Below are 25,525 nucleotides of genomic sequence, written 5' to 3' on the forward strand. Positions count from 1 at the left end.
TTCATGCAGCAGGTTATACTAGTATATCACCGAATTTGGAAAATGCGCGAAAAGGGTAAATTGTAGCCACGATTAGTGTATCGTCATTCATTAAGGTTAGTGGTATGTTAGTATTACTACTAAACAAAGGAGGGTATGACAGCGGTCCGGGGCATTAAGAATGCACATAATGAAAACGATTTCAAGTTAGCTGTTACTTTATTATTACAAATGGAGGTCAGCCATGAAAGCACTGAATACTAAAAAAAGAAGTGTAGTTGCCATTACTTCAATCGTGACAATGTCGTTGTTAGTCGGCTGTTCGAGCAATACCAATAATGCCGCTCCCCCAAGTAATTCAGCACAAGGTCCAGAACCGCTGCCCATCAAAATATCGTTGAATTTTGACGGAAAGGATATCCCGCAGCCTGGGAATGAAGCACAGAAGGCGATAGAGAAATATACGAATTCGAAGCTTTCGATTAACTTGATATCGAGCAACGATTTCTGCAGCAAGCTTCCCGTTATGATTGCCTCGGGTGACATGCCGCAAATTCTCGCCAGCTGTGGAGCGCCCAATCAATCGTACCTGATCAGTGCAGCGCAGAATGGGGCTTTCTGGGATATCGGTCCTTATATTAAAGATTACAAGAATCTGTCATTAATGCCGCCGGCTGTGTATGACAATGTGAAGATTGATGGCAAGCTGTATGGGATTCCGCGGTATCGCCCGTTCGCCAGATACGCTTATACGTACCGGAAAGACTGGTTAACGAATGTTGGTCTTCAGCAGCCCAAAACCGTTGATGATTTATACAACATGTTTAAAGCGTTTACAAACAATGACCCCGACAAAAATGGGGTTAACGATACTTACGGTATGACGATGATGATTAAGAATGATTCCTTAAGACCTGATTTCGGTGTAACGTTCGGTGCGCCCAATGCGTGGGGTCTGAAGGACGGTAAATTTACCAAATCCGAGGAAACCCCGGAGTATTTCGAAGCCATCAAATTTACGAAAAAATTGTATGACGAGAAATTGATCAATCAGGATTTTGCTTCGATCGATGTTCCTAAATTTGAAGCCAATCTGGAAAATGCCAAAAGCGGTGTTATTAATGAGGCTACCAACAAAATACTGACTTTTGAAACTCGTGTTAAAAGCCATAATCCGAATGCCGTTATGGATGCTTTCAGTATTGTGGAAGGCCCTAAAGGCAAGTTGATTAATGGCGAACGCGGCTCCAACGGTATTCTGATGTTCCCCAAATCGAGTGTCAAAACAGAAGCCGATTTAAAGCAGTTGCTTGGTTTTATTGACAAGTTGTCCGATAAACCGATGGCTGATTTACTGGAATGGGGTATTCAAGGCAAGCACTATGATCTGAAGGATGGAAAAGCGGTCAGAACGAATCAGGATGCCTTCGACAACGAAGTAGGTTTCCCGTATAAATTTCCTTTTGAAACGATTCCTGTTACCAAAATCAGAACTGAGGGCGTACTGGACCCTATGACCAAGCTGCAGATCCAGCTCGAGGAAGATAACGATAAATATGCGGTGCTTGATCCAACGATTGTGCTGATCTCGCCGACGTGGGCAACCAAAGGCCAGGAGCTGCAGCAAATTTTGCTGGATGCCAAGGTGAAATACATCATGGGCAAGATTGATGAAAATGGCTGGAAGGCCGCAATAGATAAATTCAAAGGCGCAGGCGGAGATCAAACAGCCAAGGAATACGCAGAAGCTTACGCTAAGACACAAAAGAAATAATAGAGAACTGCCATTAAGGCAGAAACAGAGAAACTTCCACAACAGGAGGTTTTTCTGTTTCAGCCGACATCCTGCGATTTGTTAAATAAGATAGGAATACGCTTGTATTTTAACTTGGGAGGACATCATGACGGATCGAATATTTTTTAACGCACATCATTCGCCTATCGGTGCATTTGCCAGCTTTACACTGGGATTCCGCGGCGCTAAGGGCGGGTTGGGACTTGAGCTCGGCAAGCCAGCCGATCAAAGTGTATTCATTGGATTGCAGTCTGATGACGGCAGCTTGTATGAGGCTCTGCCCTTCTTTGCGGAGGCGGTGGATGCTGTGGATGAAAGTGCAAGATACGATGTGGAAAAAGCGGAAGAGACCGTCCCTGCGAACAAGCAGCGTCTAGTTTCTTACCCTGCTCAAAGCATTGTTCGCGATTATAAACTAGGCACGGATACATGGAAAGCGGGAGAGCTTACGTTTCGAATTTATTCACCGGTACGCAGCGTTCCTGATCCAGAGACTGCAGAGGCTGATCTATTGAAGGAAGCAATCGTTCCCGCTGTTTTTGCCGAGCTGACTATAGATAATACGAAAGGCACCCGTACAAGGCGGGCTTTCTTCGGCTATCAGGGCAATGATCCTTATAGTGCGATGAGAAGGTTGGACGATACGAGCGAAGGTCGATTTAAAGGTGTCGGGCAGGGGCTTAACACAGCTATTGTTTCCCTCGACCCGGATACTTCTTCCGCTCAGGGCTTTACGATGGAGAAAATTTTGAGCAATTCCCTGAATGAAAACCGTGCGTTCGGCCTTGGCGGATGCGGCGCCCTGATTACGGACGTTGCGGCCGGTGAGAAGAAAACCGTGCGGTATGCGATCTGCTTTTATCGCGGAGGCATTGTTACGGCCGGGATGGATACGTCCTACCTGTACACACGCTTTTTCAAAAATATCGAAGCAGTCTCGGCCTACGCACTTGAGCATTATGACGCACTGGTCGCTTCATGCGAGAAATCGAATGAAATGGTCAATACAGCCCGTTTATCCGATGACCAAAAGTTTATGCTTGCTCATGCCATCCGCAGTTATTACGGCAACACACAGCTGCTGGACTATGAAGGGGAGCCCTTCTGGGTGGTCAACGAAGGCGAGTATCGGATGATGAACACCTTCGATTTGACAGCAGATCAGCTGTTCTATGAGCTGAAGATGAACCCATGGACCGTCCGTAACGAGCTGGACATGTTTGTGTGGAGGTACAGCTATGAAGATCAAGTAAGCTTTCCCGATGATTCTGTCGAATACCCCGGAGGTATCAGCTTTACCCATGATATGGGTGTAGCCAATGTGTTCTCCCGTCCACAGTATTCATCCTACGAAATATCCGGTATTAAAGATTGCTTCTCCTACATGACGCATGAGCAGCTGGTCAACTGGATTTGCTGTGCCGTCGTTTATATGGAGCAGACGGGGGACAGCGATTTTCTGAACCGTCATCTGGCCACGCTCAAGCTATGCTTCAATAGCATGCTGAACCGGGATCATCCGATTCCCGAGCAGCGCAATGGGATTATGGGACTCGACAGCAGCCGAACGATGGGTGGAGCGGAAATATCGACCTATGACAGCCTGGACATTTCTCTGGGTCAAGCGCGCAACAACATTTATATGGCAGGCAAATGCTGGGCCGCTTATGTTGCACTTGAGAAGCTATTCCGCAGCACAGGCGAGGAACAGCTATCCATCGAAGCGGGCAAACAAGCTGAGCGATGCGCAGCAACACTTGCCTCCAAGATGACGGATCAAGGATATATTCCCGCAGTTATTAATGAGAATAATGATTCGAAAATTATTCCGGCGATAGAGGGTCTGATTTTCCCTTATTTTGCAGGCTGCGAGGAAGCTTTAGATGCGAATGGCAGGTTCGGTCCTTACATTCAGGCTTTGAAGCAGCACTTGGCTGCCATTCTGGTCCCGGACATCTGCCTGTTTCCTGATGGAGGCTGGAAGCTGTCTTCAACCAGCAGCAATTCATGGTTGAGTAAAATTTATTTATGCCAGTTTATTGCCCGTAAGCTGCTGGGCTTCCCGCAGGATGAGAAGGCCGATGAGGCTCACGTTGCCTGGCTGAAGCATCCGGAGCATTCGTACTGGAGTTGGAGCGATCAAATTCTTGCCGGGGTTATTATCGGCAGCAAATATTATCCTCGAGGCGTAACTGCCATATTGTGGTTGCTGGAGGAGCGTAATGAGCGGAGGCACTCCCTTTCTCAGTAGTAGCGGCGCATCTTTTTGAATAGTGTTCTATGAGGATGATCAGTTAAAAACAGGAGGTTATTATCATGATTAGAGTCGCGATAGTAGGTACAGGCGGTATTTCGGCAGCTCATTTGGCAGCATACCTTTCTTTTCCGGAGCGGTGCCAAATCGTCGCTTTATGCGATATTTACCCGGAAAAAGCAGCAATACTTAAGGAACAACACAAACTGAGTTGTGACATCGTCAGTGATTCCGCCGACATTGCTTCACGGGATGATATTGATCTCGTTTCCATTTGTACGCCGCCTTATACACATGCCGATTTATCCGTTCAATTCTTGAATGCCGGTAAGCATGTGTTGGTGGAGAAGCCGATGTCCTCCTCGTTAGCTGAATGTGACCGGATGATTGCAGCGGCAGAGAAAGCGAAAAAGATCCTGTCCGTAGTCGGTCAAAACCGCTTCCGCGATCCGATCATGAAATTAAAGCAGGTGCTGGATTCAGGAAAAATGGGCAAGGTGGTACACGCTCAGGTGGAATCGTACTGGTGGCGTGGACATGTTTATTACGATCTCTGGTGGAGAGGCACGTGGGAGAAGGAAGGCGGGGGCTGCACGCTCAATCATGCAGTGCATCACATTGACATGCTTCAATGGATGATGGGGATGCCGACCAAGGTTCAAGCGATCATGAGCAACACTTCACATGACAATGCGGAAGTGGAGGATTTATCGATCGCCGTCTTATCTTATCCGAGCGGTGCGTTGGCGCAAATCACAAGCTCGGTTGTTCATCATGGTGAAGAACAGCAGCTCATTTTTCAAGGAGAAAAAGCGAGAATCTCGGCACCATGGAAAGTATACGCCTCCGTTCCCAAAGAAAATGGATTCCCCATCAAAAATGTCGAATTGGAAAATGAAATTGAACAGCTGTACAACGAGCTCCCTTCGGTACCTTACAGTGGACATCAAGGACAAATTGATAATGTGCTGTCAGCTATAGAAAACGATACGTTGACCGTATTGGTCGATGGCTATGAAGGAAAGAAGACGCTGGAGCTGATTACCGCGATTTATATGGCAGCCAGCACAGGGCGGCAGGTCGAATTGCCGTTACAGCCGGACAGCCTGTTCTATACAAGGGAAGGCATTATGGCCAACGCTACCCATTTCTACGAAAAAACAAATTCGGTAACCGGATTTGCCAAAAACGATATTACGTTAGGCGGGAAATATGAATAGAGGAGGTTTACCTGCCATGCAGACGATTACGAATCCGATTCTGACTGGATTTAACCCGGATCCATCAATTCTTCGGGTTGGAGAAGATTATTATATTGCAACATCAACATTTGAATGGTTTCCCGGGGTTCAGATTCATCATTCCAAGGATTTGGTGCATTGGCGCCTCTTAACCCGGCCCTTGAATCGCATTTCGCAGCTGAACATGGAGGGTGAACTGAACTCCGGAGGCGTATGGGCTCCCTGCTTAACTTATGATGACGGTCTATTTTATTTAATATATACCGATGTGAAGAGCCGAAAAGGGGCATTTAAGGATACCCATAATTATATGGTTACAGCCCCTGATATGATGGGTCCCTGGTCGGAGCCTATTTTTCTGAACAGCAGTGGATTCGATCCTTCGCTGTTTCACGATGATGATGGGCGGAAGTGGCTGGTCAATATGCTGTGGGACCATCGCAAAGGAAACAATAAATTCGCGGGCACAGCGCTGCAGGAATATTCGGTAGAGGAACGCAGGCTGATCGGTCCGGTCATTAATATTTTTAAAGGGACGGAGCTAAAGCTCACCGAAGGGCCGCATTTGTACAAAAGAAACGGGTTTTATTATTTAATGACCGCTGAAGGCGGTACGCAATATAACCATGCGGTGACGATGGCGAGAGCCAAGTCCATTGAAGGCCCCTACGAGGTGGACCCTACCAATCCCATCCTCACATCTGCCGGTAAACCCGAGCTGGCGCTGCAAAAAGCGGGACATGGCTCATTGGTGGAAACACATACCGGAGAATGGTATTTAGCCCATCTATGTGCCAGACCGGTTAAGGACAAATACTGCAATTTGGGTAGAGAGACGGCTTTACAGCGCTGCTATTGGACAGAGGATCACTGGCTTAGGGTCGAAGAGGGCAATTGGCCCAAATCCAGCGTTAAGGCGCCGAGGATCGAACCGTTTGTTTTTGAAGCGGAACCGGTAGTGGATCACTTTGATGATGCGAGTCTCGGCGTCGTATGGAATACGCTGCGGATTGCGCCGGGGCCGGATTGGCTTTCTTTGACAGAACGACCTGGGTTTCTGCGACTGAAGGGTATGGAATCGATGAGCTCGCTTCACAGGCAAAGTCTTGTAGCCCGCAGGCAGCAGGCGTTTCATTGCGAAGTTGAAACCGTTGTGGAATTTGAGCCTGACAACTTTCAGCAGCTGGCGGGGTTGATTGTTTACTACGATACGGAGGATTACATGTATTTGCGTATCACACACCATGAGGTACATGGCAAATGCATCGGGATTATTCAATCGGTGGGTGGCGTGTATGATGAGCTGTTGGATACGGACATCCCACTGCAGGACATCACCCGCTGTAAGCTAAAAGCCATTATCGACCGTGAAGCGCTGCAGTTTTATTACGCAGCCGAAGGTGGTGAATGGGCGGCCATCGGTCCGGTTGTCGATATTTGTCATTTGTCAGATGATTATCCTGATTATATTCGTTTTACCGGCACCTTTATCGGAATGTGCGTTCAGGATTTAAGCGGCACTCGAAAACATGCTGACTTCGATTCATTTTCTTATATTGAAAAGGCGGTGGAATAGATGGCAAAACCAGCAACATTCAGCATCATCGGCGGCAGTGGGTTTCGCGCACAATATTTTCTGAGAATAGCACAAGCGCTGCCGGAGCAGTTTCGCATTAGTGGCATGGTGGTCCGTGACGAATCCAAGGGTCGGGCCATGGAGGACCAATGGCATGTAGCGACCTATCGGAGTCTGGAGCAGCTGTTGGCAAATGAACAGCCAGATTTTGTCGTATTATCCGTTAGCTCGTCGGCTGCTTTTGATTATATGGTGCAGCTGTCAGAACGGGGAATTCCTGTTCTTGCGGAAACACCTCCGGCTCCTAATCTCGAAGGTTTATTACAGGTGTATGATAAGCTTATCCGCCAAGGAGCGCGGATTCAAGTAGCCGAGCAGTACCAGTTTCACCCTATACAAGAAGCGCGGTCAACTATTATTCAGTCAGGACAATTAGGCAGCGTTAATCAGGTGACCGTATCGATTTCTCAATTTTATCATGCTGTCAGCTTAATTCGAAAAATGCTTGGGGTCCAGTATGAGCAAGTCAAAATTAAGGCCATGCGATTCGAATCCAATTGGGTTGCCGGGCCTAACCGCAGCGGTCCTCCGACAGAAGATAAATTAGTCAAATCGGAGAGGGATTTGGCTTGGCTCGATTTTGGCGGCAAGCTCGGTATTTATGACTTCACCAAGGATCAGCATCGTTCATGGACACGCTCCAATCATATGAGTATAAGGGGAGAGCGCGGGGAAATATTCGATAACCGGATCAGCATACAGGACCCATCCTGCACTCAGATTCAATCAGAATTAAAGCGCATCAACAAAGGCGAATATGAGAACGCGGAGGGCTACTTCCTGAAAGGAATTATGGCGGGAGAACGTTGGGTATACGAAAATCCTTTTATGCCGGCAAGGCTGTATGACGATGAGATCGCCATTGCTGCCTGCCTGAGCAAAATGGCTGCTTACGCCACAGGCGGTCCCGGGTTCTATGGTTTGCCGGAGGCATCCCAGGACCACTATATCGGGATGCTGATTGAGCAGGCGATCGTGTCCGGTGAAACCGTAGTATCGGTTCGTCAACCATGGGCTGAGAGTAACTAAAGGACAGCTGCAGAATTCAAGTAGGATGAGGTGAAGAACACAATGCAGGTACAACTGGCCATGAGAGAAATGTGGAAATACCGCTGGTTATATTTGTTTATGGTTCCGGGCATTATTTATTTCTTTTTATTCAAATATGTCCCCTTATGGGGCGTGATCATGGCATTCAAAAATTACCAGCCTTTCGCCGGATTGATGCAAAGCGAATGGGTCGGGTTGGCGCATTTCAGACGATTTTTCGGGATGCCGGAATTTTGGATGCTTTTCCGAAACACCATCGTTATCGGGCTGTACAGCCTATTAATCTTTTTCCCGATAACGATTGTCCTGGCTTTGCTGCTGAATGAGGTCCGCAGAGAGATGTTCAAACGGTTCGTGCAAACCCTTGTTTACATTCCACATTTCCTGTCGTGGGTCGTTATTGCTGGTATTTCTTACGTGCTTCTGACTACAGAGGGCGGTATCATCAACCAAATATTAATAGCGCTAGGGTACAAGCCTGCTGAATTTTTAACGAGCGAGTATTGGTTCCGGCCTTTGATTGTGATGCAGATGATTTGGAAAGACGCTGGCTGGGGCACCATCATATTCCTGGCAGCCCTGGCGGGAGTGAACCTGCAATTGTATGAGGCGGCCCGTATGGATGGTGCTAATCGGTTTCAGCAGCTTTGGCACGTGACGCTGCCTGCGATTCGGAGCGTTATTGTGATTCTCTTCATCCTGAGACTCGGAAGCTTTCTTGATCTGGGATTTGAGCAGATCTTCCTGATGGTCAATTCCGTTAACCGTGATGTCGGCGAAGTGTTTGATACTTATGTGTACCGCGTCGGTTTACAGCAAGGCCAATTTAGTTATAGCGCGGCGGTCGGGCTGTTCAAGTCGGTGGTGGGACTCGTCCTGGTGCTCATGGCAAACAAGATTGCCAAATGGTTTGGCGAAGAGGGAATATATTAAGCAAAGGTGGAGAGCACCATGCATCACAATCAGACTTTTGGTGAAAAAATATTCGAAATGTGCAACTACGTCCTGCTTGGTTTGATCGGCTTGCTTACTTTTTTACCATTCGTATACGTCATTATCACTTCTTTCTCTGCAGATACCTCAGGCTGGCCGAGTGATTATAATCTGGACGCGTACCGCTACATCTTCTCAACGAAAACGTTTGTCAGAAGCTTGGGCGTTTCGATTTACATTACTTTGCTGGGAACGGCTTTAAGCTTGCTTACGACCGCATTGATGGCTTATTCCTTATCTTATAAGCAGCTTCCCGGTCGAAGCAAAATCATGCTGCTCGTGTTATTCACGATGCTCTTTCAAGGCGGGCTTATCCCTACTTATTTCGTGGTCAAAGAGCTGAACATGATTGATTCGCTGTGGGCGCTTATGATTCCCGGTTTGGTCAGTGCTTTTTATCTGATCATTTTGCGCGACTTCTTTTCCAGCGTGCCGACCGAGCTGATCGAATCCGCCAAGATGGACGGGGCCCATGAGATTGTCGTGTTAATAAGAATTGTTTTACCTCTTTCGCTCCCGTCGCTCGCTGCTTTTGGTTTATTTTATGCCGTTGGCATATGGAATCAATATTTCAACGCGATCATGTTCATCAACACTCCGGATAAGTGGCCGGTTCAGGTACTGCTCAGACAGATCGTCGTGCTGGCGTCCGGCGGCTTGGGTGATGGCGGCGAATCGGTGGCCTTCTATGGCGAATCCGTCAAAATGGCGGTTATCGTCGTATCCACGATTCCTATTATGATCGTATATCCATTCCTGCAGAAGCATTTTGCCAAGGGAGCCTTAATGGGTTCAGTCAAAGGTTAAACAAAAACGGCAAATCGGAGGACGCTGACAATTTTTCTATGTCGCTGACAGGTCTTCGTATATAATAGTGATAAATAGTGAGCAGAAAACCGCAATGTGTGCAGCATCTGTCAGATAGCGTTTTTTGTCCTCGTCTATCATACAGCATGAGCTCGAATGAGCCTGGGAGGTTTTTTAATGTCTACGCAACTAACAACTTTAAAAGATAAAAAGGGACTCATTCGGGATCATGTATACGAAAACCTGAAAAAAAATATTATGGAATTAAAGCTGGAGCCCGGACGTTTAATCTCGGAAAAAGAGCTGGTGGAAATGCTTCAGGTTAGCAGGACTCCGATTCGTGAGGCGCTTGTTAAATTGTCGCAGGATGAGCTGATTGAAACCACTCCGCAAAAAGGATCCGTGATTTCGCTGATCGATATGCAGCATGCTGAGGAAGCCCGATTCCTAAGAGAAACAATGGAGTCGGCGATTGTACGTGAGGCGTGCGTAAAGCTGAGCAGTGAGCAGGTGCTGCACCTTCAGAACCTGATTGCGCTACAGGAGCTGTGCGAATCCGAAGAGAATTATGAACGATTGTTCGAGTTGGACGAGGAGTTTCATCGATCCATTATTGTAGGCTGCGGTCGTACGCGCACCTGGGGTCTTATTCAGCAGGTGACGACACATTATAACCGAATCCGTTTTTTGCGATTGGCTACGAATCATGACTGGAAAATTATTCTTTCCCAGCATCATGGGATTGTCCGCGCCATCAAGGAAAAGAATCCCGATGCAGCCGAACAGGTGTTACGGGATCATCTGGAGCTGGTCGTTATTGAAAAAGAGGAATTAAAACACAAATATCCTGGATATTTTAAATAGTCTCACGCAGGCTATTTATTTTTTAAGAAAACGTATTCAAAAATATAAATAATCTAGTATACTAGTAATATCAGTATAATTAGTTGTTGTTGGAGGAATCAGGATGAGAATGGTATTTAGATGGTATGGAGAAGGCAACGATACCGTAACCCTGCCGCAAATCAAACAAATTCCCGGAGTTGAAGGCATTGTCTGGGCACTTCATCATCTGCCCGCAGGCGAAGAATGGCCCATGGAGGACATCCTTGCCTACAAAAAACTGGCTGATCCTTACGGCTTCCATCTGGAGGTCGTTGAAAGCGTCAATGTCCATGAGGATATCAAGCTGGGCCTGCCGACGCGCGATCGCTACATCGAAAATTACAAACGGACGATTGAGAAGCTGGCCAAGGTAGGCGCGAAGGTGATCTGCTATAACTTCATGCCTGTGTTCGACTGGATTCGCACCGATTTGTTCAAGGAGCTGGAGGATGGCTCAACCGCGCTGTTTTATGAAAAAGCGATGGTTGACGCGATGGACCCCATGGATTTGGTGCGAAAAATTAATGAGAATCCAGACTTTACGATGCCGGGCTGGGAGCCTGCCAGACTGCTTCACTTATCCTCGGTATTCGAGTCGTACAAGAACGTAACCGAAGATGACCTGTGGAATAATCTTCAATATTTTCTGGAGCAGATTATTCCGGTAGCGGAAGCCAACGATATCAAAATGGCGATTCACCCGGATGATCCGCCTTGGTCGATTTTCGGCTTGCCGAGAATTATGACGGGTCCGGACAGCATCCGTAAGCTGCTGAAGCTGGTCGATAATCCGTATAACGGCGTGACGCTGTGCAGCGGTTCACTCGGTGTGAATCCGAACCATAATGTAGCCGAGATGGTCAGGGAATTCGCTGACCGGATTCCTTTTGCCCATATTCGCAATGTGCGGCTTTACGAGAATGGGGATTTCATCGAAACCTCGCATAGAGCCTCCGACGGAAGCGTAGATATTTGCGATATTGTGAAGGCGTACCATGAGAATGGCTTCACAGGCTACGCACGACCGGATCACGGCCGTCATATTTGGGATGAGAAATGCAGGGCGGGGTACGGGTTATATGACCGTGCGCTTGGCATTATGTATCTATGGGGAATATGGGATTCATTGGAGAGAACGAAACGGGGGACGAGGGTATGATCAGCATTAATGAGAATTTACAAGGAAAAGTAGCGGTTATTACTGGAGGCAGCGGCGTGCTGTGCTCGGCAATGGCCAGAGAGCTTGGACGTCAAGGCGTCAAGGTGGCTATCCTTAATCGGACAGCGGAGAAAGGCGAGCTCGTCGCGGCTGCGATACGGGAGGCTGGCGGCGTGGCGATTGCTGTGGCATGTAATGTGGTCGATATCGAAAGCGTAAAGGCTGCAGAGAAACAGGTCACCGAACAGCTCGGCATTTGTGATATTCTGATTAATGGTGCAGGAGGCAATCATCCGAAGGGCATCACAACGAATGAAACGCTGAAGCTTGAGGATTTGGATAACAAAGAGCTGAAGACGTTTTTTGACTTGAGCCAGGAGGGGATTGAATATGTATTCAATTTGAACTTCCTGGGAACGATCCTGCCGACACAAGTATTTTCCAAGGGGATGATCAATCGTCCGGGTGCGGTTGTGATCAACATGTCCTCGATGAGCGCACCAAGTCCGATGACCAAGGTCCCGGTCTACAGCGCGGCGAAGGCTGCTATCGAAAACTTTACCCAATGGCTCGCTGTGCACATGGCGGATTCCGGTATTCGGGTAAATGCAATTGCACCGGGCTTTTTCCTGACAGAGCAAAATAAGAAGCTGCTGACCAACGAAGACGGCTCGTTAACCGAAAGATCGCACAAAATCATCACGCATACGCCGATGAGAAGATTCGGCACTCCCGACGATCTGCTGGGAACGCTGCTGTGGTTGGCCGATTCGAATCTATCCGGCTTTGTGACCGGTATTACGGTGCCGGTGGATGGCGGATTTATGGCTTATTCAGGTGTATAGCTGACCCCAAAAGGTCGAGTCAAGAGGGTGATAGATTCCTCTGCTCGACCTTTTTCATGTGAAAAAAGAAATTACTGGCTTTAATTAATTTCATCGAGCAGACCGCCACCTTCATCATACAAATTGTATGCATTATTTAGTAATCGCTTCATGATACTAGTTTGCACAAAATATAAAAGGACATTTTTTACGTTCACCTTGTGTTTTCTTATAAAGTGATTCCCTGTACAGGTAAAAAATGGCCGACTGATGTATAATGTTTCTAGCCGTTAAGCAGATATGGCTGATATATGAATAAACCCGTGTGGGAGGATTGGGATGAGTATCAAAATTGTTTTCTTCGATTTAGACGGGACGCTTGTGGATAATACAACGGGAAAAGTGCCAGCTTCAACCATACAAAGCATACAAACGTTACATGAAAAAGGGATCCACGTCGTTGTCGCTACAGGTCGCTCCTATTTTTTTGCGAAGTCGGTAGGGGAACAGCTTGGAGTTAACAATTTTATTAATTGTAGTGGTGCCTACATCACATTGGATGGAACAGAAATCTATAAGGACCCCATTTCTACAGGAGATTGGGATCGTTTGGTCCAAATCAGCAGCCTCAGTGGCGATCATTTGTCCTGCTTTGGGATAGAAGAAACCTTTTCGAATGGACTCGCTGCCGAGGTAGCCTTACCTATCTTGAAGCATATAGATTGCCAGGTGATTCCAAGTAAATTCCCTGACAATGAAGTAGAATATATGGGGATGTGTTTATTCCTGGACCGTGGAAAGATTGAAGATTACGCTCAGGTTTCAGACGATCTTCAGTTTTATCATTGGGGCAGCGAGATACCGAATGCGTATAATATAGAGCGAAAAGGTAACAACAAAGCAAGAGCGGTTGAACAAGTGTTACAGCATTACCAGATTACCCCGGATGAAGCGATGGCTTTTGGGGATGGTGGCAATGACATCGAGATGCTCCAGATGGTTAAAATTGGGGTTGCCATGGGGAATGCCAGAGACAGTTTGAAAGAAAAGGCGGATTTCGTAACTAGAACAGTAGACGATGACGGCATTGAATACGCGCTTCAGGCCTTCCATATCCTGTAATTTAATAATCAATCTTAAGGAGATGCTATTACTTATGATCATACCCATGAAGCTGCCTAAAGAACAAAAGGAAGAAATCATTAAAAATGTTCAAGCCTATTTTAATGAAGAAAGATCGGAAACGATAGGAGATTTGGGAGCAGAGCAATTAATTGATTTTATGATCAAGGAGCTTGGGCCGTATTTGTATAACAAGGGGATTGCTGATGCCAGAACCTTAATAAACGAAAAAGCCGCTCAAATCGAAGATGAATTGTATACTCTTGAACAGCCGCTCGATAACCGAAAGAGATAATTCAATACAAGGTACAACCAGGATTGCCGAAGAAGGCAGTCCTCTTTGTTGTTTATATCAAGGTTTGGTATAGCTGACCTTACAAATAAGCAGTTGACATGGTGAATGGATTATTCTGCTTCCCTCACGGAAGTGATAAAATGAAGACTTATTCAGGCTCCAACGAATGGAAAAGGAGATGCAGGAAATGACCTTAAAGAGTTGGAGAATCAGGCTTCGCGGCAGCTCCAAAAGTGTCATGGTACCGATGTTTTGGTCGTATATAGCGATACTGATGTTAGCTATCGTGATCGGCGGCGTCTTGTATTGGAAAGCCAAATCGGTAGTGGAACGAACCGTAGATCATACGAATACCGCAATGCTTGAGCAGCTGCGTGAGGCTGTTGACAGCAGGTTGAAGGAAATCGAAAAGCTAGAGCATCAAATTACGCTGCATCCCAAGCTGCATTGGCTGCTGAACAACGACGGAAAAGAGTCGGATGCAGACGCTTATGAGATCATTCAATTCACGAACGAGCTGCAAAGATATCAAAGCTTAAGCAATTATATCCTGGATTTTTATATTTATGTTTCCAAAACGGACACCTTTATCGGACCCAACGTGAAGTCATCGCCCGGGATTTTGTTTGATGGCATGTACAATTTTACTGGCATCAGCAGTGATCAATGGCGTAAAGACATGCAGAGTATACATTTTCGCGAATACATGCCTGCGCTGCCGGTGAATGTAGGGAGTGGCGGTATGCAGAGCATCATAACCTACAAACAGTCGCTTCCCGTTGCCGACAGATCCTCCTTGAAAGGAGCACTGCTTATTTTCATTGATGAAAATAAGCTTCGCAGCTTGTTCCAAACGCTGGTTGATGTCAATCAGGGATCCGTCTATATTCTCGATAACCACAATCAGATTATAAGCGCGACGAGCGCGAATGCGGACAAATTGCAGCTTCGCTACGAGCAGTTGGCTGGACAGCAGGGCAAATTAATCGTTAACCGGGATGAAGGAACCTACGTGGCAGCCTATACGACATCGAACACGAATGGCTGGAAATATGTATACACCATTCCTCAGGATGTATTTCTTGATCAGGTCCTCTCTGTCAAAAGATGGGCGCTTCTGCTCTTATCGTTATGTGTGCTTGGGGGCATTACGGCATCGCTGTTTTTGGCTTACCGGAATTATGCTCCGCTGCGAGAGGTGCTACGCACGATCAGGCAAGGCAATGAAGCTGTTACAGGGCCAAGAGGCAGTGAATACGAATTCATACGAAAGACAATTGAATCGGCTCAATTAACCGAATCCCATTTGCGGGGACTGATCTCCCAGCAAACGCCGATTATCCGCTTTAATTTTTTGACTCGATTTATTTATGGTAATGTGGACCCTGCCGAATTGCAGCCGGAAACGCTTGCTTTCGTGGGTGTGCAGTTCGTAGGGCCCTCCTATGCCGTGCTGCTTATTGAGATCGATGATATGAGCGGGTTTACAGCTGATGGTAACGAACGCGAATGGCCATTGGTCAGCTTTATTGTTTCTAATATTGCAGGTGAGCTTGCCAACCAGGAGCACTTGGGCTTTCCGGTCGAATTGGAGCACAAGCGGGTGGCTGTTTTACTGAATCTGAATGAGGAACGCTTGAATGATTCGGCTCAGGATTTGCAAGCGATAAGCGAAACGCTCGTACAAGTGTTGGAAAATAGATTTCACCTGAAAATATCAATTGGAGTCAGTGGGGTGACTGATGCTGCGGGGATGGGTGCTGCGTTTCGCGAAGCGCTGAAAGGGCTGGACCCGAGCAACAGGAAGAGGGATAACCGGACGGCAGCCTATGATGATAGGGTGCAGAGCAGCTTCTATTATTACTTTCCACTGGAGGTCGAGCAGCAGTTGGTGAACCTGGTCAAGGCTGGAGACGCATCCAAAACCTCTGCGTTGATCGATTCCGTCTACAAGGAAAATTTTGTGATCCATGACATCCCACCGGATTTTGAACGTGTACTCATCACCAATCTATTGGGAGCGTTATTGAAGATCGTGCAAGGACAACCCCAAACCGAGCAAGCGATTGCGGCCAAGCTATGGGACATTACCCATACTTACGATAGCAGCGAACGTGAACGGTTGTTCAGCGAAATGCAGGAGCTGTACGGCCGCGTATGCCTGGTCTATAAGCAAAAGCGTTCAGGACATAGCGAGCGGCTGATGGACAACATTATGCGTTATATTGAACAGCAATATGGTGAGAACGTTCTAAGTGTGAGTTCGATTGCTGAGCACTTTAGCTTAACCCCTCAATATTTGTCCGGCTTATTCAAAAAATCGACTGGACAGAACCTTGCTGATTATGTGGTTATGATCCGAATTCGTGAAGCCAAGCGGCTTATGGCCAATCCTGACTATACGATCGCCCAAATTGCGATCATGGTTGGTTATGCGAATGACATTGGATTTATCCGGGTTTTCAAAAAAAATGAAGGCGTGACCCCCGGAGCTTTCCGTTCGAGCTTGCCAAAAGATCATTAATCTTACCATTGGTTTATCAGTAGTGGGTCTACAGTTTATATATCTTAACAATGAGCTGTATCCTAAGCCAAACGATAACGCCTACAATCGATTCAAGGCACCAACGTCTAACAGGCGCTGACCTAATTCAGCATAAAGGGAGAGTTTGTGAATGAGGAAGATAGAAATAACCACAACCCATACCAAAATAAAAGGGATACTCGTCTCGACCGCCATGATGGTAGCTTTAGCTTCTGCTGCGGCGGGCTGCAGCGGGAAAGAGGAGAGCGGGGGTTCACAAGCCCCATCCGGTGCACCTGCGGGAGCCGCCAATACTCCGGCTGATGGCAAAGTTGTGTCCAGTCCGCTAACGCTCAGTTATTTTGTTGGGCTTCCGAATGGCTTAAAGGACGCGAACGAAATGGAAGCCTATAAAGAGCTGGAGAAGAAAACAGGGATTCATGTGAATTTCATGCATCCAGCGGTTGGTCAAGAGGCCAACCAGTTTAATCTGATGCTCAGCTCCGGTGATTACCCGGATGTGATCGAATGGGGCTGGAGCGCCTATCCCGGCGGCGGGCAAAATGCACTTAACAATGGAGTCATTATTAAACTCAATGATTACATTGACAAGTACGCTCCGAATCTGAAAAAGTTTTTGGCAGAAAATCCGGAAGCGCGCAAGCAGGTATCTACCGATAATGGTGACATTTATACGTTCCCGTTCATTCGCAACGACCCGTCCTTACAGACTTATTTTGGACTCGGTATTCGTAAGGATTGGCTCCAGAAGCTGCAGCTGCCTATGCCTGAGACAATCGATGAGTGGCACACCGTATTGAAAGCGTTCAAGGAGAAGGACCCGAACGGAAATGGCAAGGCGGATGAAATACCGATGCTTCTGCTCAAGAGCAAGCTGGCCTTTGGTAATCTGTATCTGAATGCCTGGGGGGTCCGCTATGACTTTTACCTGGATAACGGCAAGGTCCAGTACGGTCCTGTGAAGCCGCAGTATAAAGAATTCCTTACCACGATGCGGAATTGGTACAAGGAAGGGCTGATCGATCCTGACTATGCGGCAACGAACGATAAGCAGAAGGACGCCAAGGTCACAGGTGATCTGGTCGGCGCAACGGATATGGCGGTTGGCGGCGGGATCGGCAAATACTTGGCAGCCATGAAGGATAAGCATCCTACGTTCGACTTGGCAGGGGCGCCTTATCCGACCTTGAAAAAAGGCGACAAGCCTGTACAGGGACAGCAGGAGCCGATCTTTAACGGGTATGGGGCGGTGATCACGAAGAACAACAAGCACATTATAGAAACGGTCAAATGGCTTGACTACAAGTACGGCGAGGAAGGCCATATGCTGTTCAACTTTGGTGTTCCGGGCAAAAGCTATACGATGGAGAACGGCTTTCCCAAATATACGGACGATGTTATGAAAAACAAGGACGGACTGTCATTCTCGGCAGCTTTATCCAAATATGCGGTTCCGTTCGGTGCACCGCTTGTTCAGGATAAACGCTACCAGGAGCAAAATGCATCGATGCCGCAGCAAACCGAAGCGCTCAAAACCTGGGTGCAGCCTGACAATAAGGGCATACTGCCTCCACTGTCGCTTACTTCCGAGGAAGCTTCGCAGATCGCTTTAATTATGAATGACGTGAAAACCTACACGGATGAAATGTTTGATAAATTTGTTATGGGCGCAGAGCCTATCGAAAACTTCGACAAGTTTGTTGATAGACTGAATAAAATGAACATCCAGGAAGCCGTCAAAATCGAGCAAGCCGCATATGAACGCTATTTGAAGCGTTAGAAGGAATCAAGCTTACATTCCGGAACCGGCAGAGGAAGAGCGGGAGCGCTTCAATGCCAGTTTCTAACAAGGCATAAGGCAGGTGAGCGTTAGGATGGACAAACCCTTAGGATTGAGACTGAGGAGAGATCTGGTTAGAAATAAATATGTGTACCTGATGCTGATTCCGGTACTTGCCTATTATTTTATATTCATGTATCTCCCTATTTACGGCTTGCAGATTGCCTTCAAAAATTTTGTGCCCACCAAAGGGATATGGGGCAGCGAGTGGGTAGGCTTCAAGCATTTCGTTTCGTTTTACCAAAGCTATTATTTTTGGCGGATCGTCCGCAACACGTTTGTGCTGAGCATCTATGACATTGCGTTTGGGTTCCCGGCGCCGATTGTGCTGGCTTTGTTCCTGAACGAGCTTCGCCACCGCATATTCAAAAATATTGTGCAATCGGTTACCTACTTGCCGCATTTTATTTCTGTTGTTGTAGTGTCAGGAATGCTGATTGATTTTTTGGCGAGTGACGGGCTGATCAACAGGCTTACGGCGATATTTGGGGCAGAGGCGATTTCATTCATGATTAAACCGGAGTGGTTCCGATTCATCTATGTATCCTCCGGCATTTGGCAAGGTGTTGGCTGGGGCTCCATCATCTATCTTGCTGCTATAGCCGGCATTAATCCTTCCTTATATGAAGCATCCCGGGTGGATGGGGCTGGTCGGTTGAAGCAAATGATGCACATTACAGTTCCTGGCATCATGCCGACAGTCATTATTATGCTTATTCTGCGGATTGGCGGGATGATGTCCGGCATTAACTTTGAGAAAATTATACTGCTGTACAATACGACGATTTATGATACGGCTGATGTGATTTCAACCTTTGTGTATCGCAGGGGCTTGCTGCAAATGGACTATGGCTTCTCAGCGGCGATTGGCCTGATGAACAATATCATCAATTTTATTATGCTGATCTCGGCTAATGCGCTTAGCCGCAGACTAAGCGAGAGTAAATTATGGTAGGGGGGAGCGCCATGAACGTTCGAAAAAATTGGGGCGAGCATACGTTTGACCTCTTCAATATCGTGATGATGCTCCTGTTGATGCTAATAACACTTTACCCGTTTCTATATATTGTGTTCGCTTCACTCAGCAATCCGGCCGATCTGCTGCAGCATCGCGGTTTGTTATTTCGTCCTGCCGGTTTCAACCTGGAATCTTATCGGCTTGTTCTCAACAATCCGTTGATCGCGATCGGCTATGGAAACACACTCATTTATGTGATTGTGGGGACAGCGCTTAATATTATATTGACGGCCTTTGCCGCTTACGCCTTGTCCCGCAAGCAGGTTATGCTGGTAGGTCCGATTACTTTCTTTATCGTCTTTACGATGTTCTTCTCCGGGGGTCTGATTCCCACCTATCTCGTCATTAAGAACCTGCATTTGTTCGATACCCGTTGGGTGATGATCTTGCCTTCTGCGATTAATACATGGAATTTACTCGTTATGCGAACTTCCTTTCAGGAGGTTCCGGCAGCGCTTGAGGAGTCCGCTCGTATCGATGGGGCCAATGATTTTACGATCTTGATGCGCGTATTCATACCGGTATCGCTTCCGATTATGGCTGTTATGCTGCTGTTTTACGGCGTTCAGCACTGGAATTCCTATCTGGATGCGATGATTTATATCCGTAACCGGGATTATTACCCGCTGCAGCTGGTGCTCCAGGAGATCTTAATAACGACGAGTACGGACACGATGACTTCAGGCATCAGTGATATCGATAAAGGATTGCTTCAGGAAACGATCAAATACGCCACGATCATTGTCGCCACGATACCGGTGTTATTGATGTACCCATTCCTGCAGCGCTATTTTGTCAAGGGTGTTATGCTGGGCGCGATTAAAGAATAAATTGAACAAGATGGATGGAGCGGGCGGCTGAAATTATGACAAGCAGCCGTTCGTTTATTTTCTCTGAGGAGCTGTGAACACAGATGATTCACGAAAAGCAAATCGCCAAGACCTTAAGTAAATTGAGGAAGCTGGACGAGATTTACACGGATTATATATTTGAAAAGCTGGATGAGGTTGCTGTCCACTATTGGGAGACGGCTGAGCACAGATATGAAGTTCCGGGTCCTGAGAAGCCATGGCAGCCGATCCGGCAAGGAATGGCCTGGGGCCAAGAATGGAGCTCGGCCTGGTTCAAGGGCATGTATCTTGTGCCAGATGCTTTGAAGGGGCAGCCCTTATATGTCAGTGCGCATACGGACGGTGTCGAGACGTTGTTCTGGGTAAACGGAAAGCCGGACGGGATTTTCACACATGTGAAGGAGGCGGCCAACCGCGGCAACCATCATACGCTGCTGCTGACCGAAGGCTCAGAGGCCGGAACGGCTTTTGAGCTGGCTTTTGAGAGCTACGCCGGTCATCCGTGCGTAGGTACGCAGCCTTACGAAAATTACCGCTCACATGACGGCTATCCGAACCGCTTTGAACGTTTGTTCAAGTCGATCGATATCATGCAGCGCCGGGATGATGTCAAAGATTTTGTGTTTGATCTGCGGATTTTGAACCAGCTTGTGAGCTCGGAGGTAGTCGATGCATTCCGCAAAGGGAAAATCATCAACGCCCTGCTTGAGGTGTTTCAGGTGTTGGTTCAATCACCGGACGAAATAGAAGAGTGCGTGTGGAGGCCTGCTCTTGCCAAAGCCCGGGCGATTATGAAGCCGCTGCTGGAGCAGAGGAATGGCGATTCGGCTCCGCATGCCGGTATAGTTGGCCACTCCCATATGGATACAGCTTGGCTGTGGACGCGCGAGGAAACGATTCGCAAATGTGCCCGCACTTATGCGAATGTACTCAGCCTGATGAAGCAATACCCGGAATATACCTTTGTGCAAAGCTCCGCCTTTCATACGGAATTGATGAGAAGGCATTATCCCGATATCTTCGAAGGGATGAAGCAGCGCATATTGGAAGGACGTTGGGAGCCGAATGGGGGAGTATGGATTGAATGCGACTGCAATTTGGTGTCGGGTGAGTCATTGGTCCGCCAGTTTCTGAAAGGGCAGCGTTACACGCGTGAGCATTTTGGTTATACGGCGGATACCTTCTGGCTTCCTGATACGTTTGGCTACAGCGCGGCGATTCCGCAGATTCTGGCAGGGTTTCATATTCAATACTTTCTGACTACAAAGCTTTCTTGGAATGATACGAACCTGTTCCCATATGACACCTTCCAATGGACGGGGCTTGACGGGACAACCGTATTGACCCATTTTAACTTTATCCACTGCTGGCCCGATGCGGAAACGTTGATTAATCGCATTTATGGAACGAGCCAGAACAAGGGCTGGGCGATAAAAAACGATATCCAGCATAAACAGGTGAATGACCGCCGCCTCATTTCATACGGATATGGGGATGGGGGCGGAGGCCCTCAATATGAAATGCTGGAAACGGCAAGGCGTGTTCAAGATGTGGAGGGCTCGCCCAAAGCCGAGCATACGACAGTTGCCCGGTTTATGAAGGAGCTGGCGGAAACTGCTGTACAGCCTCCAGTATTTGTCGGGGAGTTGTACTTTGAAGGGCACCGCGGGACGCTTACACAAATGCACGAGATCAAAAGGAACAACCGCAAAGCGGAGCTGGCGCTGCGCGACCTTGAAATCATCGAGGTTTCCGGATGGCTGCAGGGACTGTACGAGCCATCACTACGACGCGACGAAATTTATGAAATTTTGCTGATCAATCAATTCCATGATATTTTACCAGGCACGTCCATACCGGAAGTACATGATCAGGCTATTCAGGAGTTAAAGGATGTTATTATCGAGGCTAAGGAGCTGACGAATAGCTATCTGACAGCATCTGTCGAGCCCAGTCCGCATGCGTTTACCGTTTGGAATACATTGAGCTGGGCCCGTACGGGAACGATTGAATTGGAAGGAATCGAGCCAGGTCTCATTGCTGCCGATCCATCGCTGCAGAGCCAATATATTGAAGATGCTGCCGGACGCAGGAAGCTACTCGTCGGAGGTGTGGAAATTCCAGCACTGGGGGCAGTGGTCATTGCGCTCGATCAAGGAACGGCAGACTCGTCTTCTCCCTTCGAATATGATGGCACACAGCTGGAAACCCCCTATGCCAGCCTTATATTTGATGATCATGGTTATATCTCCTCGTTCATCGATAAGCCTACAGGCAGGGAGCTGCGCGGCAGCGGGCATCCGCTGAACACCTTCTTAATGGGAGAGGATCTGCCAGGGTCATGGGACAATTGGGATATTGATATGGATGTGAACGGCAAGCTGACTGCGCAGACGAATTTGCTTCACCGTGAATTGGCAGCCAACGGACCGCTGCAGCTTCGAATCCGCAGTGAGTACCAGATTGGCTATCGTTCTACACTCCAGCAGGATATCGTATTTTATGCAGATAGCCCGCGGGTGGATTTCCATACTATCATCGATTGGAAGGAGAAGCATCAGCTGTTGAAGGTCGGATTTGATGTGGACATTTGGAGTCAGACCGCCAGGCATGAAATTCAATTCGGGCATGTGGAGCGCTCTACCCACACGAATACGTCCTACGACCAAGCGATGTTTGAGGTGTGCACGCACAAGTGGACCGATTTGTCGGAATCCCGGTTTGGCGTTGCTATTCTTAATGATTGTAAATACGGGATTTCTGTAGACGGAGCCGATATTCGACTGTCGCTTCATAAAGGCGGCTGCCATCCCGATCCGCGCGGTGACGAGGGTGTACACGAGGTGACGTATTCTTTGCTGCCGCATCAGGGCGCATTCAGCGCTGAAGCGGTAATTCGACCTGCTTATGAGTTGAATATTCCTGTTCTATCAGTGATGGGAAAAGTTACTGGGCAAGCAGCAGCGTCACTGCTGAAGGTCGAGGCAACGAATGTCATTGTGGAAGCCATTAAGCCGGCGGAGGAAGACCATGCTTACGTGGTCAGGCTGTATGAGGCGGAGTGTTCTGCCGTCCGAGGGATGAAGCTGCGTTTTGGAGCTCGTCCCAGTAAGGTTGCGCTCATCAATATGCTGGAGGAGGAACAGGAGGAGCTTGTGCTAACTGATTCCGAGGTTTCTCTGGACTTTCATGCATTTGAGATCAAATCAATCAAGGTTTATTTGTAATAGAGATCGGAGAGGTGGCTTCCTGGAAGTCGCCTCTTTTTTTGAATTCAGACATTGGTTGCCCGGGAATCTGGGTGAGGGCTGATTTAGAGTAAAATCCTGTTTTCAAATATGTTTTTCATACTAATATGAGATTTGGAAGGTCCGAGCTCTACAAGTGAGTCTTGGAATTCGGCAAGCTCCTCAATGGATGCTGTTTGTACCTGGATAAGATAATTGAACTCCCCGCTGATGCGAAATAAATCCGTTACTTCCCTGGCCTCTTTACAAAAGTCCACTAGCTCTTGGCAGCGTTCTGTCTTGATTAGAATAAAAGTGGTCGTACCTCGATTCATCTCCCGCAAATTAAATATGGTACCATACCCGGAAATGATTTTTTTCTCTTCGAGCTTCAAGATTCTTTCTTTAACCGATGGTTGAGACATGGAGATTTCCTTACTGATTTGGGAAATGGACATTCGCGCATGATGCTGCAGTAATTGCATAATCTTTTTATCAATATCATCGATCAGATGATCCATATTCGGTGGCCTCCAAATCTATTTTATAAAGTAAGGTATTTAAGTGAAATTAACTTATGTTTAATAACTATTCTAATATAAAACCCTCGCTTTTAGTATATATTCTACAGAAAAATATGACTATAATAAAAACAACTTATAGATCGAGGAGAGATTAGTGATGAGTGTAAAGGGACTCGCGCATGTGGCGATACAAGCCAAAGATTATCAAGCAACCATTTTATTTTATACTGAAGTTTTAGGATTTAAAGTAGGTCATTATTGGAGTCTGCCGTCTTTCCAGATCAAAGAAGCTTCGATGCTGGTTTCACCTGACCAAAGAACGTGTATTGAAATCTTTGATAACGAAGCGGTCATTCCGGCACAAGGAAAAAAAGCTGCATCCGAAGCGGAAATAGCTCACGGAGCGTTATTACATTTGGCCTTTTATGTTGATAATGTAGACGATATGTATCATAAAGCCTTGGCTCATGGGGCAAGCACATATATAGAACCGGGTCAGCTGTCTCTTGGCGAACCCCCACTCGTTGTCAAAAACGCTGTTATTTACAGTCCGAATGGTGAGGTTATTGAATTTATTGAGGAAGTTGATTTTGATCTAAGACCGGTTATTGTCCCGTAGGGGCTCGTGGTGTTGTCCAGCCTCGGGGCTTGTACCATCGGGCACACTGTAACCATTTTGTGAAATTGTTTGGTTGTCCCTTACCAGATAAGAGTAAGTCCAATCCTTTTCATTCTCAAACGTCACATCCAGGGAATAAGGATTATATTGTCTTCCTACTTTTCGATCGATCTTCCACTCTTGGTTTGGATATTTCTGTTTCAGATACAGGTTGAGCTGTTCTGTTTTTATGGAAACTTTGTAATCTATCCAATAGGGACGAACGGCAAAGAATGAAATCAATACCAGCGTTATAGATAGAACAAGGAATAGACTGATTTTTCTTGCCTTTTTCGGAATAAGCATAGCAATTATAAAAAGTAAGACTGCAAAAATAACGGATGCGGTTATTTCGATGACGGTTATGGGATGCATATTTTCCTCCTGCCCAACAATCGTATCTACGGGGTGTTCCTGCTCATGTAAGTGTATCATATCTGGCATTTTCCTTGCTGATTATCCTCTGTCGAGTGCGTTCATAAAAAGGCAGAACCGAATACAAATCATTCTTGAATTTGTTCCCCTAATGAATCTGTGTTGGCTACGAACAAATTCAGGGTACCATTTGAAAAATCCAATGGAAGAGAAATATCGATCAATATTTTGCCCTGCAAATTATGTCTTCCCGTTTTTTTATTGCAAACAGCCCTGAGACAGAAACCGATATTGTTAATGCGGCCATTACATTGATCCATGCACATCATCAATAAAACATGCGGAAAGACTGGGACGTTACTTTTAACATTCCGGTCTTTTTTTATATAATTTTATGGTTACAGGGTTCTTGTTAGCGTTCAAATTTCGTTTATTTTTACCATAAAT

The 25,525-nt window shown here is 47.0% G+C and carries 20 protein-coding genes; 18 read left to right on the forward strand and 2 right to left on the reverse strand.

Going from position 1 to position 25,525, the window contains the following annotated elements; genetic code table 11:
• The first annotated feature begins 223 nt into the window (after nucleotides 1-223).
• From BK127_RS27385 to BK127_RS27465, 17 genes are all read left to right on the forward strand, one after another.
• Nucleotides 224-1,753 (forward strand): type 2 periplasmic-binding domain-containing protein, encoded by a 1,530-nt coding sequence (locus BK127_RS27385; RefSeq protein WP_076235034.1) that lies wholly within the window; start codon nucleotides 224-226, stop codon nucleotides 1,751-1,753.
• 127 nt (nucleotides 1,754-1,880) lie between these two features.
• Complete coding sequence (locus BK127_RS27390; protein ID WP_076235036.1) at nucleotides 1,881-4,025, forward strand: glycoside hydrolase family 52 protein; 2,145 nt, start codon at nucleotides 1,881-1,883, stop codon at nucleotides 4,023-4,025.
• 65 nt (nucleotides 4,026-4,090) lie between these two features.
• Nucleotides 4,091-5,248, forward strand: coding sequence for a Gfo/Idh/MocA family protein (locus BK127_RS27395; RefSeq protein WP_076235038.1), 1,158 nt, complete (start codon nucleotides 4,091-4,093; stop codon nucleotides 5,246-5,248).
• A gap of 16 nt (nucleotides 5,249-5,264) precedes the next feature.
• Nucleotides 5,265-6,845: a glycoside hydrolase family 43 protein gene (locus BK127_RS27400; RefSeq protein ID WP_076235041.1), complete on the forward strand. Its 1,581-nt coding sequence runs from the start codon at nucleotides 5,265-5,267 to the stop codon at nucleotides 6,843-6,845.
• Nucleotides 6,846-7,934, forward strand: coding sequence for a Gfo/Idh/MocA family protein (locus BK127_RS27405; RefSeq protein WP_076235044.1), 1,089 nt, complete (start codon nucleotides 6,846-6,848; stop codon nucleotides 7,932-7,934).
• Between the two features lie 42 nt (nucleotides 7,935-7,976).
• Entirely contained in the window at nucleotides 7,977-8,888 is a 912-nt protein-coding gene (locus BK127_RS27410; protein WP_076235046.1) for an ABC transporter permease, read from the forward strand.
• Between the two features lie 18 nt (nucleotides 8,889-8,906).
• Complete coding sequence (locus tag BK127_RS27415) at nucleotides 8,907-9,755, forward strand: carbohydrate ABC transporter permease (protein WP_076235048.1); 849 nt, start codon at nucleotides 8,907-8,909, stop codon at nucleotides 9,753-9,755.
• A gap of 177 nt (nucleotides 9,756-9,932) precedes the next feature.
• Complete coding sequence (locus BK127_RS27420; RefSeq protein ID WP_076235051.1) at nucleotides 9,933-10,619, forward strand: GntR family transcriptional regulator; 687 nt, start codon at nucleotides 9,933-9,935, stop codon at nucleotides 10,617-10,619.
• Nucleotides 10,620-10,722: 103 nt separating this feature from the next.
• The gene (uxuA, locus tag BK127_RS27425) at nucleotides 10,723-11,799 is read left to right on the forward strand and encodes a mannonate dehydratase (RefSeq protein ID WP_076235053.1); all 1,077 of its coding nucleotides are present in this window, start codon (nucleotides 10,723-10,725) and stop codon (nucleotides 11,797-11,799) included.
• Nucleotides 11,796-12,644, forward strand: coding sequence for an SDR family oxidoreductase (locus BK127_RS27430; protein WP_076235055.1), 849 nt, complete (start codon nucleotides 11,796-11,798; stop codon nucleotides 12,642-12,644). The genes uxuA and BK127_RS27430 overlap by 4 nt, the downstream gene beginning before the upstream one ends.
• Before the next feature lie 318 nt (nucleotides 12,645-12,962).
• Nucleotides 12,963-13,745 (forward strand): Cof-type HAD-IIB family hydrolase, encoded by a 783-nt coding sequence (locus BK127_RS27435; protein ID WP_076235057.1) that lies wholly within the window; start codon nucleotides 12,963-12,965, stop codon nucleotides 13,743-13,745.
• 34 nt (nucleotides 13,746-13,779) lie between these two features.
• Nucleotides 13,780-14,040, forward strand: coding sequence for a DUF2164 domain-containing protein (locus BK127_RS27440; protein WP_179097625.1), 261 nt, complete (start codon nucleotides 13,780-13,782; stop codon nucleotides 14,038-14,040).
• A gap of 187 nt (nucleotides 14,041-14,227) precedes the next feature.
• A complete protein-coding gene (locus BK127_RS27445) occupies nucleotides 14,228-16,564 on the forward strand; it encodes an AraC family transcriptional regulator (RefSeq protein WP_076235060.1) in 2,337 nt (778 codons plus the stop codon).
• Nucleotides 16,565-16,715: 151 nt separating this feature from the next.
• The gene (locus tag BK127_RS27450) at nucleotides 16,716-18,365 is read left to right on the forward strand and encodes an extracellular solute-binding protein (RefSeq protein WP_076235063.1); all 1,650 of its coding nucleotides are present in this window, start codon (nucleotides 16,716-16,718) and stop codon (nucleotides 18,363-18,365) included.
• A gap of 94 nt (nucleotides 18,366-18,459) precedes the next feature.
• The gene (locus tag BK127_RS27455) at nucleotides 18,460-19,380 is read left to right on the forward strand and encodes an ABC transporter permease (protein ID WP_076235066.1); all 921 of its coding nucleotides are present in this window, start codon (nucleotides 18,460-18,462) and stop codon (nucleotides 19,378-19,380) included.
• 11 nt (nucleotides 19,381-19,391) lie between these two features.
• Complete coding sequence (locus BK127_RS27460; RefSeq protein WP_076235068.1) at nucleotides 19,392-20,273, forward strand: carbohydrate ABC transporter permease; 882 nt, start codon at nucleotides 19,392-19,394, stop codon at nucleotides 20,271-20,273.
• An 83-nt stretch (nucleotides 20,274-20,356) separates the two neighbouring features.
• On the forward strand, nucleotides 20,357-23,521 hold the full coding sequence (locus BK127_RS27465; RefSeq protein ID WP_144026573.1) for an alpha-mannosidase: 3,165 nt from the start codon (nucleotides 20,357-20,359) through the stop codon (nucleotides 23,519-23,521).
• 86 nt (nucleotides 23,522-23,607) lie between these two features.
• Here the strand turns inward: BK127_RS27465 and BK127_RS27470 are convergent, their stop codons facing one another.
• On the reverse strand, nucleotides 23,608-24,042 hold the full coding sequence (locus tag BK127_RS27470) for an Lrp/AsnC family transcriptional regulator (protein ID WP_076235070.1): 435 nt from the start codon (nucleotides 24,040-24,042) through the stop codon (nucleotides 23,608-23,610).
• A 160-nt stretch (nucleotides 24,043-24,202) separates the two neighbouring features.
• Here BK127_RS27470 and BK127_RS27475 point away from each other — a divergent pair, with 160 nt between their 5' ends.
• Entirely contained in the window at nucleotides 24,203-24,664 is a 462-nt protein-coding gene (locus BK127_RS27475) for a VOC family protein (RefSeq protein ID WP_076235073.1), read from the forward strand.
• Here the strand turns inward: BK127_RS27475 and BK127_RS27480 are convergent.
• Nucleotides 24,641-25,147 (reverse strand): hypothetical protein, encoded by a 507-nt coding sequence (locus BK127_RS27480; protein ID WP_179097626.1) that lies wholly within the window; start codon nucleotides 25,145-25,147, stop codon nucleotides 24,641-24,643. The two genes, BK127_RS27475 and BK127_RS27480, sit on opposite strands and share 24 nt — an antisense overlap.
• Nucleotides 25,148-25,525: the final 378 nt, after the last annotated feature.

The sequence above is a fragment of the Paenibacillus sp. FSL H7-0331 genome (assembly GCF_001956045.1).

Excerpts from the sequence above, each read along its gene's own strand:
- BK127_RS27405 (WP_076235044.1), top strand. The coding sequence starts at position 6,846 with ATGGCAAAACCAGCAACATTCAGCATCATCGGCGGCAGTGGGTTTCGC.
- BK127_RS27470 (WP_076235070.1), bottom strand. The coding sequence starts at position 24,042 with ATGGATCATCTGATCGATGATATTGATAAAAAGATTATGCAATTACTG.
- BK127_RS27410 (WP_076235046.1), top strand. The coding sequence starts at position 7,977 with ATGCAGGTACAACTGGCCATGAGAGAAATGTGGAAATACCGCTGGTTA.
- BK127_RS27390 (WP_076235036.1), top strand. The coding sequence starts at position 1,881 with ATGACGGATCGAATATTTTTTAACGCACATCATTCGCCTATCGGTGCA.
- BK127_RS27385 (WP_076235034.1), top strand. The coding sequence starts at position 224 with ATGAAAGCACTGAATACTAAAAAAAGAAGTGTAGTTGCCATTACTTCA.
- BK127_RS27445 (WP_076235060.1), top strand. The coding sequence starts at position 14,228 with ATGACCTTAAAGAGTTGGAGAATCAGGCTTCGCGGCAGCTCCAAAAGT.
- BK127_RS27440 (WP_179097625.1), top strand. The coding sequence starts at position 13,780 with ATGATCATACCCATGAAGCTGCCTAAAGAACAAAAGGAAGAAATCATT.
- BK127_RS27420 (WP_076235051.1), top strand. The coding sequence starts at position 9,933 with ATGTCTACGCAACTAACAACTTTAAAAGATAAAAAGGGACTCATTCGG.
- BK127_RS27460 (WP_076235068.1), top strand. The coding sequence starts at position 19,392 with ATGAACGTTCGAAAAAATTGGGGCGAGCATACGTTTGACCTCTTCAAT.
- BK127_RS27475 (WP_076235073.1), top strand. The coding sequence starts at position 24,203 with ATGAGTGTAAAGGGACTCGCGCATGTGGCGATACAAGCCAAAGATTAT.
- BK127_RS27400 (WP_076235041.1), top strand. The coding sequence starts at position 5,265 with ATGCAGACGATTACGAATCCGATTCTGACTGGATTTAACCCGGATCCA.
- uxuA (WP_076235053.1), top strand. The coding sequence starts at position 10,723 with ATGAGAATGGTATTTAGATGGTATGGAGAAGGCAACGATACCGTAACC.
- BK127_RS27480 (WP_179097626.1), bottom strand. The coding sequence starts at position 25,147 with ATGCCAGATATGATACACTTACATGAGCAGGAACACCCCGTAGATACG.
- BK127_RS27435 (WP_076235057.1), top strand. The coding sequence starts at position 12,963 with ATGAGTATCAAAATTGTTTTCTTCGATTTAGACGGGACGCTTGTGGAT.
- BK127_RS27450 (WP_076235063.1), top strand. The coding sequence starts at position 16,716 with ATGAGGAAGATAGAAATAACCACAACCCATACCAAAATAAAAGGGATA.
- BK127_RS27395 (WP_076235038.1), top strand. The coding sequence starts at position 4,091 with ATGATTAGAGTCGCGATAGTAGGTACAGGCGGTATTTCGGCAGCTCAT.
- BK127_RS27415 (WP_076235048.1), top strand. The coding sequence starts at position 8,907 with ATGCATCACAATCAGACTTTTGGTGAAAAAATATTCGAAATGTGCAAC.
- BK127_RS27465 (WP_144026573.1), top strand. The coding sequence starts at position 20,357 with ATGATTCACGAAAAGCAAATCGCCAAGACCTTAAGTAAATTGAGGAAG.
- BK127_RS27455 (WP_076235066.1), top strand. The coding sequence starts at position 18,460 with ATGGACAAACCCTTAGGATTGAGACTGAGGAGAGATCTGGTTAGAAAT.
- BK127_RS27430 (WP_076235055.1), top strand. The coding sequence starts at position 11,796 with ATGATCAGCATTAATGAGAATTTACAAGGAAAAGTAGCGGTTATTACT.